This is a genomic window from Mycobacterium sp. ITM-2016-00318 (genome assembly GCF_002968285.2).
In the GTDB taxonomy this organism is placed as follows: domain Bacteria; phylum Actinomycetota; class Actinomycetes; order Mycobacteriales; family Mycobacteriaceae; genus Mycobacterium.
Window position 1 is genome coordinate 1,890,397 of sequence record NZ_CP134400.1, and the last position, 12,217, is coordinate 1,902,613.

The following is a 12,217-nucleotide window of genomic DNA, read 5'->3' on the forward strand; positions in this document are numbered from 1 at the left end:
CCCGGCCGTTGCGGAAAGCACTACCGAAAGGTGTACAGTAAGTGCCTGTGAGTGCTGACGACCCGGTCCTCTACGAGCTTCGTGACACCGGCGTTGCCCTGCTGACCCTCAACCGGCCCGAACGGATGAACGGGTGGGGCGGCGGCCTGGCCGCGAAGTTCTACACGCTGCTCGAGGGAGCCGAGGCCGACCCGAACGTGCGGGCGATCGTCGTCACCGGTGCGGGCCGGGCCTTCTGCGTCGGCGCCGACATGGGAGACCTGTCATCGATGGAGAAGGCCAACACCAACGGCGAAACCGATGTCAGCACATTGGTCGGCGAACGTCACCCGCACTTCGTTGCGACGCTGCGCAAGCCGGTCATCGCCGCGATCAACGGCGCCTGCGCGGGCATCGGGCTGACCCAGGCGCTGATGTGCGACATCCGCTTCGCGGCAGCGGGAGCGAAGTTCACCACGTCGTTCGCGCGTCGCGGCCTGATCGCCGAATACGGCATCAGCTGGATACTTCCGCGCATCGTCGGCTGGGGTGTGGCGATGGACCTGCTGCTGTCCGGCCGCGTCTTCCTCGCCGAGGAGGCCGCCGCACTCGGGCTCGTCAACCATGTGGTGGCGCCAGCAGAGCTGCTGCCGCGGGCGATCGCCTATGCGGAGGACATCGCCGCCAACTGCGCGCCCAGTTCTCTGGCGGTCATCAAGCAACAGGTGTACGCGGACACCATGCGTGACGTATTCAATGCCAGCGACCGCGCCGAAAAGCTGATGCACGAGTCCATGCAACGGCCCGACTTCATCGAGGGCATCACCGCCTTCTTCGAGAAGCGCACGCCAAACTTCCCGCCGGGCAAGCCAATGGAGGAGGTCACCCCATGACGCTCGACTATCGGGCGATCGACGTCGACAACCATTACTACGAGCCGATCGATTCCTTCACCCGCCATCTTCCCAAGGAATTCAAACGTCGAGGCGTGCAGATGCTCACCGAGGGCAAGCGCACGTTCGCCGTCATGGGTGGCGTCGTCAACCACTTCATCCCGAACCCGACGTTCGACCCGATCATCGAGCCGGGTTGTTTGGATTTGCTCTTCCGAGGGGAGATCCCCGAGGGTGTCGACCCGGCATCGCTGATGAAGGTCGACCGGCTCGCGGACCACCCCGAATACCAGAATCGCGACGCCAGGGCGAAGGTCCTAGACAAGCAGAACCTCGAAACCGCGTTCATGCTCCCGACATTCGCGTGCGGGGTCGAAGAGGCGCTCAAGCGCGACATCGAGGCGACGATGGCGTCGGTACACGCGTTCAACCTGTGGCTCGACGAGGACTGGGGCTTCGACCGTCCCGACCACCGCTTCCTCTCGGCGCCGATCATCTCGCTGGCGGACCCGGACAAGGCTGTCGAGGAAGTGGAGTTCGTGCTGGCCCGCGGCGCCAAGATCGTGTGCGTGCGGCCCGCGCCCGTGCCGGGCACGGTCAAGCCGCGCTCGCTGGGTGATCCGGTGCACGATCCGGTGTGGGCCAGGCTCGCCGAGGCGGGCGTTCCTGTGGTGTTCCACCTGTCCGACAGCGGCTACCTGGCGATCGCGGCACTATGGGGCGGCCAGGCGACGTTCGAGGGGTTCGGCAAGAAGGACCCGCTGGACCAGGTGCTGCTCGACGACCGCGCTATCCACGACTCGATGGCGTCGATGATCGTCCACCAGGTCTTCACCCGGCATCCGAAGCTGAAGGTGGCCAGCATCGAGAACGGCTCGTACTTCGTGTACCGCCTGATCAAGCGGCTGAAGAAGTCCGCAAACACCGCGCCGTATCACTACAAGGAGGATCCGGTAGAGCAGCTGCGCAACAACGTCTGGATCGCGCCGTACTACGAGGACGACGTCAAACTGCTCGCCGAGACCATCGGCGTGGACAAGATCCTGTTCGGCTCGGACTGGCCGCACGGCGAGGGGCTCGCCGATCCGATGGCGTTCACCGCCGATATTCCGCAATTCCCAGAATTCAGTGCGGAGGACACCCGGAAGGTGATGCGGGACAACGCACTCGAGTTGCTCGGTGTGAACGTTGCGGCATGAGACCGCGGATGTGAGGAGCGCCCAGGGTGCCTGAGTGGACCATCGGCGACGTCGTCGACGCGATCGCCGACGTCATCGGAGATCGCACCATGACGGTGTGCGGTGACCGCCGCACCACCTACGGCGAAATGGCCCGACGTACCCGTCGGCTGGCGAACTTCCTCGCGGACAAAGGATTCGGCGCACACCGGGATCGCGATCGGCTCGACAACTGGGACTGCGGGCAGGACCGGGTTGCGTTGATCATGTTCAACGATCGCTATCCGGAGATGGTGATCGGTTGTCTGAAGGCCCGCACGGTCCCGGTGAACGTCAACCACCACTACACGCCGCGCGAGGTCGCCGACCTCCTCGACTACGTGAAGCCGCGCGCCGTGATCTACCACCTGGCTCACGGCGCGAAGTTCGCCGACGTGCTGGAGTCGCTGGGCGCCGATCTGCTCATCGCCGTCGACGACGGCAGTGACGCGCCCGATATCCCGGGCGCCGTGCGATTGGATGACGCTGTGGCGCAGGGAGATCCGCAACACAGGATCTCCGGTTCGCCTGATGACCTGATCATGTACTGTACGGGCGGGACGACCGGCAGGCCAAAGGGTGTGCTGTGGCGGCAGAGCGACACCTACGTGTGCTCGATGGTCGGTGCCGACCACCAGTCGGCCACCGAGATACACGACAAGGTCAGGCGCAATGAAGGGCCGGCCTGGTTCGCGGTATCCCCGTTGATGCATGCGGCGGGCCTGTGGACGGCCTTCTCCGGCACGCTCGCCGGGCTGCCGGTGGTGCTCTACGACGATCGCACCAAGTTCGACCCCGCGTTGGTGTTGCGCACGGCCGAACGCGAGAAGGTGGGCATGATGACGATGGTCGGGGACGCCTACGTGGCGCCGCTGGTCGAGGAGCTCAACCGTGCCAGCTACGACTTGTCGTCGCTGTACGCCATCGGAACAGGCGGGGCCACAACCAATCCCAAGCATGTCGCTGCGCTCCTGGAGAAGCTGCCTGCGCTGACGATCATCAACGGCTACGGCTCGTCGGAGACCGGAAACATGGGGTTCGGCCACAATCGGCGGGGCTCCCATCGCGAGACCTTCGATCTGCGGGAAGGCGGCACCGTGGTGTCTGACGACCTGACCCGGTTCGTCGCGGCGGGCGAACCCGAGGTCGGCTGGGTGGTTCGCACCGGCCGGATTCCGCTGGGATACTTCGACGACCCCGACGCGACCCGCAGCACCTTTCCCGTGGTGGCGGGCCGGCGTGTCGTGGTGTCGGGTGACCGCGCATCGTTGGAAGCCGACGGCACCCTGCGGCTGTACGGCCGCGACTCACTTGTGGTCAACACCGGTGGAGAGAAGGTCTTCGTCGAGGAGGTCGAGGCGGTGCTGCGCGCATATCCAGGGGTGGTGGACGCGTTGGTCGTCGGCCGCGACAGCGAGCGCTGGGGGCAGGAGATCGTCGCGCTCGTCCAGACTCGGCCGGATGCGACCGTCGACGTCGAATCACTGCACGCCACGTGCGTCGAGCATCTCGCCCGCTTCAAGGCGCCGAAGGAGATCGTCTTCGTGGACACGGTTCGCAGGCTCGGTAACGGCAAGGCCGACTACCGGTGGGCGAAAAGCCAAGCGACGCAACGGGCGATGACATGACGAACAAAGCCATTGATTGCCTCGTCAACGTCCACTTCGGGGAGACCGAACAGCAGCCGAACTGGATGCTGAAGGTGCGCGACGACTACTTCAAGGGACCGGAGTCGATGTTCGCCCCCGTCGATCTGGCCGAGCTGCTCGACGAAATGGACGAGCAGGGGGTGGCCAAGGCCATCCTGATGGACAACCTCACGAAGCCGTCGGTTACCGCGCGCAAATTCGTCGAGTCGCGGCCCGACCGGTTCAAGCTGGCGATGGGCGGGGTCAACCTCCTGAAGCCGATGCCATCGCTCCGCGAATTGAGCGCAGTCGCCAGCGATCTTCCCGTCGCGTATGCCGTTGTGGGTCCCAGCTTCTGGGGCGATGGGCAGTACCCGCCCAGCGACGCCGTCTACTATCCGCTGTACACCAAGTGCGCCGAGATGGAGCTGCCGCTGTGCATCAACACCGGCCTGCCGGGACCGCCGATTCCCGGTGAGGTGCAGAACCCGATTCACCTCGACCGGGTGTGCGTGCGCTTCCCCGAGTTGAAGCTCTGCATGATCCACGGCGCAGACCCGTGGTGGGATGTCGCGATCCGGCTGATGATCAAGTACCAGAACCTGCGGCTGATGACGTCGGCGTGGTCGCCCAAGCGACTGCCGGAGAGCCTGTTGCACTTCATGCGCACCCGCGGCAAGGACAAGGTGATCTACGCGTCGGACTGGCCCGTGCTGCGGATGCGCCGCGTGGTGCCGGAGGCGACCGCCCTTGACCTGCCCGCCGACGTGCTGGACAACTACCTGTACAACAACGCTCAGGAATTCTTCTTCGGAGAATAGGAACACCCGCGATGGACCGATACGAGCTGCGCAGGCTGGACTACAGCCTGTCGGAGGATCACCAGGCGATCCAGGAGGCGTACAAACAGTTCTTCAGGACGCATTGCCCGATCGAGAATGTGCGCGCCGCGGAGGGGACCGGCTTCGACAAGAGCCTGTGGGAGCGGCTGTGCGCGATGGGCGCAACCACGATGGCGCTGCCCGAGTCGGCGGGCGGGGACGGGGCGACACTCGTCGACCTGACGCTGGTCGCCGAGGAGATCGGCCGGTCGCTGGCGCCGATCCCGTGGATCGACCATGTCGTCGCGTCGCGCCTGCTGGCGCGACTCGGTGCCACGCTGGACGCCGACCTGGTCAGCGGCAAACAACTGGCTGCCCTCGACCCGCAGCACGACAGCGTCTCAGGGCGGCGGCTGATCCCCGCAGGCTCGATCGCCGATCAGATTCTCGTGCGCGACGGCGCCGACGTTGTGGCGCTGACCTTCGGGACGCGCCCTGTCAAGGTCGACAACATCGGAAAGCTCCCGATGGCATGGGTGGATCCGGCGGCGGCCGATGGCAGGACTGTGATCGCAATTGGCGCCGAGGCGCTCGCCGAATATCAACGCGCGCTGGATGAATGGCGGGTGCTGACCGGGGCCGCGCTGGTCGGCCTCGTCGAGGAGACGATGACGATCGCGGCCGAATTCGCGAAGAATCGCTACACGCTCGGGGTGCCGATCTCCACGCTGCAAGCCATCTCGCATCCGCTGGCCAACATCGCCATCACCGTCGCGGGTGGTCGCAATCTGGCGCGCCGCGCGGCCTGGTTCCTCGACAACGAACCCGACGAACGCCCGGAGTTGGCGCCGTCGGCGTTTGTGTTCATGGCCGAGGAGGCGTCGAAGGCCGCCACCATGTGCGTACAGGTGCAGGGCGGCCTCGGGGTGAGCGCGGAAGCGGCTGCGAGCGCGTACCTGGTTCGGGCGCGCGGCTGGGCGCTGGCAGGCGGCGATCCCGGCGCAAGCGCGAAATACATCGCCGAGATCGTCGCGGCGCGCGAAAGCGGAGGAGTGAAGTAAGTGGACTTCTCACGCGTTCAGCTGTCCGACGAGGACGAGGCTTTCCTCCACGAGTCACGCGCGTTCCTGCGTGAGCTCGTCACCGAGGACGTCATCCGGCGCGACCGCGAGACCGGCGACAACTTCGACGAGGGTGTACATCTGGCGCTCGGCGAGGCCGGATACCTCACCAAGGAATGGAAGCCGGAATCCGACGGCGGATTCAACCGGGTTCGAAACCGCATCTGGCAGCTGGAGAAGCGGCGCGCGCATGTGCCGTGGGTGACGTTCGGCACAACCGCGATGATCGCCCGCTCGGTGGAGAAGTTCGGCTCCCCCGAACTCAAGGCCGAGGTGATGCCGAGGGTTTTCAACGGCCGGGTGCGGCTGTGTCTGGGCTACACCGAGCCCGAGGGCGGCTCCGACGTCGCGACCTGCAAGACCCGCGCGGTTCGCGACGGCGATTCCTGGGTCATCAACGGCTCCAAGATGTTCACCACCGGCGCTCACAACTGCCAGTACGTCTTCCTCATCACCAACACCGACCCCGGTGCGCCGAAGCACAAGAGCCTTACCATGTTTCTGGTACCGCTCGACTCGCCGGGCATCGAGGTCCAAGGGATCCGCACCGTCGACGGCGACCGGACGAACATCGTGTACTACAGCGACGTTCGCGTCGATGACAAGTACCGCCTCGGCGAGGTGAACGACGGCTGGACTGTGGTGCGCGAGCCGCTCAACGTCGAGCACGGCGCGGTGGAGGCCGCCGCCGACGGGCTGGCCGACGTATCGATCATGATGCACCAGGCGAGCTTCATGGCCACCGCGGCCGACACGGCCGCCGCCAAGGTCGCCGAAAAACGCCAGGACGGTCGCAGACTCATCGACGACGGGTCGGTGGCTTATCGCCTGGGCCGCAGCATCGCCCGGATGGAGGCGTCGCTGTCGGCGACCAGTATCTTCGGACGGGTGGCGCTCGCCCAGACGATGCGCGACATCTCGCCGGACCTGATGGATATCCTCGGTACGGCGGCGTCGCTGCCCATCGGAACCGACGGTGCCGCCGATGACGGTGCGGCCGAGTATGTTTACCGCTTCGCACCGCTTGTCGGTATCTACGGCGGAACGCTCGAGGTGTTCCGGAACATGATCGCCCAGTACGTGCTCGAGCTGGGCAAGCCCAATTACTCGGCACCGGTGGGGAAGAAGGCTTCGTGACACCGGAGCCGGCACAACGCCGCAAGGTTCTCGTGATGGGCGCGAGCGGTTTCGTCGGCTCGCACGTCACCCGCAAGCTCGTCGAGCGCGGCGACGACGTTCGGGTGTACCTGCGGAAGTCCAGCAACACGGTGGCGATCGACGACCTCGACGTCGAACGGAGCTACGGGGATCTCCGCGACGTGGAGGCGATGCGCGCGGCGATGGCCGACCGCGACGTGGTGTTCTACTGCGTGGTGGACACGCGCTTCTACCTCCGCGATCCGTCGCCGCTGTTCGACACGAACGTCGAGAGCCTGCGCCCCGTCCTCGACGTCGCTTCGCAAGCCGATCTGTTCCGGTTCGTGTTCTGTAGCACGATCGGTACCATCGCCATCGCCGAGCGGGGCGAATCCGCAACGGAGGACATGCCGTTCAACTGGGAGGGCGTCGGCGGCCCCTACATCGAGTCACGTCGGCAAGCCGAAGACATGGTGCTCGACTACGCCAAGAACCGCGACCTGCCCGCCGTCGCCATGTGCGTATCCAATCCCTACGGCCCGCTGGACTGGCAGCCCAGCCAGGGGCAGATGATCAAAGCCGCGGCGCTTGGCAAGATGCCGGCATACGTCAAAGGCGTCTGCACCGAAGTCGTCGGGATCGAAGACGTGGCCGAAGCATTCCTGCTCGCCGGCGAGCGCGGACGCGTCGGCGAGCGGTACATCATCTCCGAATCATTCATGCCGATGCGGGAGATGCTGTCGACGGCGGCGACGGCCGTCGGGGCGAAGCCACCGCGGTTCGGCGTGCCGCTTGCGTTGCTGTACGCCGTCGGTTGGCTCATGGGTACGGCAGGCCGGGTGCTGCGCCGCGACCTTCCGATGAACGTCACCGGTGTCCGGCTCCTGCACATCATGTCTGCCGCCGACCACAGCAAGGCGACACGCGAACTGGGCTGGCAGCCTCGTCCGACCGCAGAGTCGATACGACGGGCGGCCCGCTTCTACGTCGAGCAGGCCGGCCTGCGCAGCTAGCGCGTCACGATCGTCGCGGCCGCGGTCCCCGGCGCACCGTACAGCTGGGCGAAACCCACTTTCGGCTCACCGGCGACCTGGCGGTCGCCTGCCTCACCGCGCAATTGCCTTACCAGCTCGTGGATCTGGCGCAGGCCCGAGGCGCCGATCGGCTCGCCGTTGGCGATCAGACCGCCGTCGGTATTGACCGGCATCGTTCCGTGGATCTCGGTTGCGCCGTCGGCGAGCAGCTTCTCCTGGTCGCCGTGATCGCAGAAGCCGCATTCGGCCATGTGGATGATCTCGGCGCCTGCGTCGGTGTCTTGCAGCTGGATAACGTCGACGTCATCAGGTGCGACACCGGCCTTGTCGAAGGCCGCCTCGGCGGCGTAGACCGTCGGCGCCGGAACTTCGTCGACCGGAGCGAATGTGGTGTTCACTTCGTAGGCGCCGTAGGTCCGGGTACGGACCTCGACGGCGCGCAGGTACACCGGCTTGCTGGTGTAGCGGTGTGCGATGTCGGCGCGGCACATCACCACAGCGGCGGCACCCTCGTCGGGCGCACAGAACATGTACTGGGTCAGGGGATAGTTGAGCATCGTCGAGTTGAGGATCTCCTCCTCCGCGATCGGCTTGCGGCGGAACGCGTTCGGATTCAGGACCCCGTTGCGGAAGTTCTTGGCGGCCACCTTGGCCAGTGTCGCCTGCGAGATCCCGTGGTCGTGCAGATAGCGGTTGGCTTTCATCCCGAAAAACTGCGTGGTCAGGTATTGACCGTTCTCGGCGTACCAGCTGGGCATGCCGACAAGCGCGGGATCCTCGGTGAAGGCGCCGCGCGGGTGCTTGTCGAGCCCGACGGCGACACCGATGTCGTAGTCGCCGAGCCGGATGCCGTCCGCGCACGCCTTGGCCGCGCTCGCCGCGGTGGCGCACGCGTTGAAGACGTTGGTGAAGGGGATGCCCGAGAGCCCGACCATGCCGACGATGGCGTCCGGGTTGGCCACGGTCCAGCTGCCACCGGCGGCGAACTGGACGTCGCGCCACTCGACTCCTGCGTCCGCGACGGCGGCGAAGATGGCGTCGACGCCCATCTCCATCGCTGACTTGCCCTCGAACCGGCCGAACGCATGCAGCCCCACGCCGATGATGGCCACGTCATTCATGCGGCGAGTGTATCGCAACTGTAACTCTTACAGTATCGTAGTTCAGATGGCCTCCGTGACCGAGCACACGACCTTTTGCCGGATCTGCGAGCCGTTGTGCGGCATGGTCGCGACCGTCGAGGACGGCAGACTGGTAGCGCTACGCCCGGACAAGGACCACCCGCTGTCCTCGGGCTTCGCGTGCCAGAAGGGAATCGCGTTCACCGAGGTGCACAACGATCCCGACCGTGTCACCACCCCACTTCGCCGGACGCCGACCGGTTTCGAGCCTGTCACGTGGGAGGCGGCACTGTCCGATATCGCCGCAAGGCTTGGCGCGATCGTGCGGACCGAGGGCTCGGGCGCGGTGGGCTGGTACATGGGCAACCCCGCCGCGTTCAGCTATGCGCACACGTTCGCAGCGCTGATGTTCACCAAGGGCATCGGCCGCGACTCGCACTACTTCACCGCCTCGTCGCAGGACACCAACAGCAGGCTGATCGCCAGCCAACTGCTCTACGGTGTGCCGACGTCGACGCCGATCCCTGACCTGACCCGAACCGACCTGCTGGTGATGATGGGTGCCAACCCGGTTGTCTCGCACGGAAGCTTCCTCACCGCCCCGCGGATCAAGGACCGTATGCACGACATCGTCAAGCGGGGCGGGCGGGTCGTTGTGGTCGATCCCCGCCGCACAGAGACCGCGGCGGCGTTCGAATGGCTGGGCATCGTCCCGGACACCGACGCCTTTCTGCTGCTGTCGGTGCTGCAGGTGATGTTCGGCGACGGACTCGTGGATCACGCGCTCGTCGGCAGGCAGGCCGACGGGCTCGAATGGCTTGGCGCGCTGTGCGCGCCCTTCACACCGGAGAGGACCGCCGAACACACCGGGGTCGGCGCCGACAGCGTCCGCCGCCTGGCCCACGATCTGGCGAGCACGCCACGCGCGGCCGTCTACGGCAGGCTGGGCACCTGCGTCGGCCGGTACGGCACCCTGACCGCGTACCTCATCGACGCCGTCAACCTGGTCGCCGGAAACCTCGATGTGCCAGGCGGTTCCGTGTTCGGCCTTATGCACACCACGGGCCAGCGGTGGCAGAACACCGCGATGGGTGTCGCGCTGCGGCGCTCGTATCGGCGTCGGTCGCGTATCGGGGGAATTCCCAACGCCATCACCTCCGAGCCTGCCGCGCTGATGGCGAAGGAGATCACCACGCCCGGAGCCCGCCAGATCAAGGCGATGTTCGTCTCGGCGGGTAACCCGATCCTTTCGGTGCCCAACGGCGATGAGCTCGAGGCCGCGTTCGAGACGTTGGACCTGTCGGTGGCGCTCGACTTCTATGTCACCGAGACGACGAGCCGCTGCGACTACATCCTGCCGGTCACGACGATGTACGAACGCGACGACTTCCCGTTCACCTTCCAGGCCTTCCAGGCGACGCCGTTCCGGCAGGCAACAAAGGCCGTCGTCGCGCCTGCGGGTCAGGCGCGCACCGAATGGGACATCGTCGACGACCTGACCCGTCGCCTGGCCCGCGACGTGCCGGTGTTCCGCGTACTCGGGCTTGTGCGAAAAGTATTGCGTTTTATTGGTATTGGCTTGACGCCGCGACTCATGATGGACGCCCTTGTCCGGATGTCGCAGGGCGGTGACCGGTTCGGCCTGCGTCGTGGTGGGTTGTCGCTGCGCCGCCTGATCGAAGACTATCCGCACGGAGTGGTCGTCGCGCCACACATCCGCACCGGTGTGCTGCGCGACGCGGTGGCCTATCTGTCGCGCCGGGTGAAGCTGGTGCATCCCGCTATCGCCGACGAGGTCGACAAGCTGACGCGCGGCTCACATCCCGACGGTTATCCGCTGCGAATGATCGGCATGCGCGAGGCACGCTCGGAGAACTCGTGGATGCACAACGCTCCGCTGTTGATGCGCGGTGAGCGGGTGCAGCGCGCACTCATCCACGTCGACGATGCAGCCGATCTGCAGATCTCCGACGGAGACGCGGTGCGGGTTTCCTCGCCGTACGGCGACATCACCATCGAAGTGACCGCGACCAAGGACCTGATGGCCGGCGTGATCGCGGTGCCGCACGGCTGGGGCCACAAGGGCACCGGGACGTGGCAGCTGGCCAACAAGGCGGGTGGCGCCAACGTCAACCGGCTGACGTCCAGCGAGCCCGACGACGTCGAGCAGCTGTCGGGGATGGCCTGGCTGACCGGTGTGCCGGTGCGCGTCGAACGGCTCTGACTAGCTCTCGCGAAACGATATTCCAGCAGGTGCTCACTCGAAATTTTTCTGCTGGAATGGCGTTTCGCGGCGAATGGAGCGGAGAGCTGGCGCCCGACGTCTATACGTGGACATGGGAGAGATCTTCGTCGGCAGTGAAGCAGTGGCGAACGGCGTCGTTACCAGGCACGAGCTTGCGCGCTGGTATCGCCCGTTCTTCCCGAATGTTCACGCGCTTCGTGGCCACGAGCTCACGCTGCGTGATCGCGCTGTCGGAGCCTGGCTGTGGTCTAAACGGCGGGCAATCGTCACCGGCGTCGCGGCCTCGGCGATCCATGGCGCGGACTGGGTGGATGCCGCTACGACGATCGAGCTCATTTACAAGCACACGCACGCCTACCCGCCCGCTGGGATCGTCACGCGCAGTGAACGCATCGCTGACGATGAGATGTGCTGGGTCGACGGGATTCCCGTCACGACAATTGCGCGCACGGCTCTCGACATCGGCCGTTACCAGCCGCGCGATCGAGCCATCGCACACCTCGACGCGTTGATGCGGGCCGCGCCGTTCTCGATCGAGGAGGTGTTGGTTTTAGCAAAGCGGTATCGGGGTGCGCGTGGCGTCAAGAAGCTGAGGGACGCGATGCCGCTCGTCGATGGCGGAGCGGCGTCGCCCCGGGAAACGTGGCTGCGGCTGATCTACATCGATGCGGGATTACCCAAGCCAAGAACCCAGATACCGATATTCGCTACCGACGGCACGTTGTTGCGAACTGTCGATATGGGCTGGGAGGAATTCAAGGTTGTCTCCGAATACGACGGCGATCAGCACCGGACGGATCGGCCGCAGTACGTCAAGGATTTGCGGGTGATTCCCAAGATCGAGCGCCTCGGTTTCATCGTCGACCGCGTCATAAAAGAGGACAGACCTGTCGCCATCGCGCGTCGCGCGCGGGACGCGATGGTCTCGCGTGGCTGGCGTCCCTAGATCTTTCCGCGAAACGGAGTTCCAGCAGAGCCGTATTCGCACTTTCTCTGCTGGAATATCGTTTCACGGGGACTT

Annotated in this window: 10 protein-coding genes; 9 read left to right on the forward strand and 1 reads right to left on the reverse strand. The window is 65.7% G+C overall.

All coding sequences use genetic code 11. The annotated features are described in order from the left end of the window. Positions 1–47 precede the first annotated feature (47 nt). From C6A82_RS09125 to C6A82_RS09155, 7 genes are read left to right on the forward strand one after another with little or no spacing between them, the layout of a single operon-like run. A complete protein-coding gene (locus C6A82_RS09125) occupies positions 48–872 on the forward strand; it encodes an enoyl-CoA hydratase (RefSeq protein WP_396836786.1) in 825 nt (274 codons plus the stop codon). Continuing rightward, positions 869–2,071, forward strand: coding sequence for an amidohydrolase family protein (locus C6A82_RS09130; RefSeq protein WP_105343540.1), 1,203 nt, complete (start codon positions 869–871; stop codon positions 2,069–2,071). Before C6A82_RS09125 ends, C6A82_RS09130 begins: the two co-directional genes overlap by 4 nt. A gap of 26 nt (positions 2,072–2,097) precedes the next feature. Further along, positions 2,098–3,717: an acyl-CoA synthetase gene (locus C6A82_RS09135; RefSeq protein WP_105343541.1), complete on the forward strand. Its 1,620-nt coding sequence runs from the start codon at positions 2,098–2,100 to the stop codon at positions 3,715–3,717. Next, positions 3,714–4,538 carry an amidohydrolase family protein gene (locus C6A82_RS09140; RefSeq protein WP_311101757.1) on the forward strand — a complete coding sequence of 275 codons (825 nt, stop codon included), beginning with the start codon at positions 3,714–3,716 and terminating at the stop codon, positions 4,536–4,538. Before C6A82_RS09135 ends, C6A82_RS09140 begins: the two co-directional genes overlap by 4 nt. Positions 4,539–4,549: 11 nt before the next feature. After that, on the forward strand, positions 4,550–5,599 hold the full coding sequence (locus C6A82_RS09145; protein ID WP_105343712.1) for an acyl-CoA dehydrogenase family protein: 1,050 nt from the start codon (positions 4,550–4,552) through the stop codon (positions 5,597–5,599). Next, positions 5,600–6,796, forward strand: coding sequence for an acyl-CoA dehydrogenase family protein (locus C6A82_RS09150; RefSeq protein WP_105343710.1), 1,197 nt, complete (start codon positions 5,600–5,602; stop codon positions 6,794–6,796). Between the two features lie 35 nt (positions 6,797–6,831). After that, positions 6,832–7,809, forward strand: a complete 978-nt coding sequence (locus tag C6A82_RS09155) for an NAD-dependent epimerase/dehydratase family protein (protein ID WP_105343718.1) — start codon at positions 6,832–6,834, stop codon at positions 7,807–7,809. Here the strand turns inward: C6A82_RS09155 and C6A82_RS09160 are convergent. After that, positions 7,806–8,951, reverse strand: a complete 1,146-nt coding sequence (locus C6A82_RS09160; RefSeq protein ID WP_105343708.1) for a thiolase family protein — start codon at positions 8,949–8,951, stop codon at positions 7,806–7,808. The two genes, C6A82_RS09155 and C6A82_RS09160, sit on opposite strands and share 4 nt — an antisense overlap. 46 nt (positions 8,952–8,997) lie before the next feature. On the opposite strand from C6A82_RS09160, the gene C6A82_RS09165 reads away from it, so the two are divergent. Further along, positions 8,998–11,175 (forward strand): molybdopterin-dependent oxidoreductase, encoded by a 2,178-nt coding sequence (locus tag C6A82_RS09165; RefSeq protein ID WP_105343706.1) that lies wholly within the window; start codon positions 8,998–9,000, stop codon positions 11,173–11,175. 112 nt (positions 11,176–11,287) lie between these two features. Next, the gene (locus C6A82_RS09170) at positions 11,288–12,142 is read left to right on the forward strand and encodes a hypothetical protein (RefSeq protein ID WP_105343716.1); all 855 of its coding nucleotides are present in this window, start codon (positions 11,288–11,290) and stop codon (positions 12,140–12,142) included. Positions 12,143–12,217: the final 75 nt, after the last annotated feature.

What these genes read in the sequence shown, in the direction of transcription:
- C6A82_RS09160 (WP_105343708.1), bottom strand. Translation starts at nt 8,951, where the DNA reads ATGAATGACGTGGCCATCATCGGCGTGGGGCTGCATGCGTTCGGCCGG.
- C6A82_RS09165 (WP_105343706.1), top strand. Translation starts at nt 8,998, where the DNA reads ATGGCCTCCGTGACCGAGCACACGACCTTTTGCCGGATCTGCGAGCCG.
- C6A82_RS09145 (WP_105343712.1), top strand. Translation starts at nt 4,550, where the DNA reads ATGGACCGATACGAGCTGCGCAGGCTGGACTACAGCCTGTCGGAGGAT.
- C6A82_RS09155 (WP_105343718.1), top strand. Translation starts at nt 6,832, where the DNA reads ATGGGCGCGAGCGGTTTCGTCGGCTCGCACGTCACCCGCAAGCTCGTC.
- C6A82_RS09170 (WP_105343716.1), top strand. Translation starts at nt 11,288, where the DNA reads ATGGGAGAGATCTTCGTCGGCAGTGAAGCAGTGGCGAACGGCGTCGTT.
- C6A82_RS09130 (WP_105343540.1), top strand. Translation starts at nt 869, where the DNA reads ATGACGCTCGACTATCGGGCGATCGACGTCGACAACCATTACTACGAG.
- C6A82_RS09140 (WP_311101757.1), top strand. Translation starts at nt 3,714, where the DNA reads ATGACGAACAAAGCCATTGATTGCCTCGTCAACGTCCACTTCGGGGAG.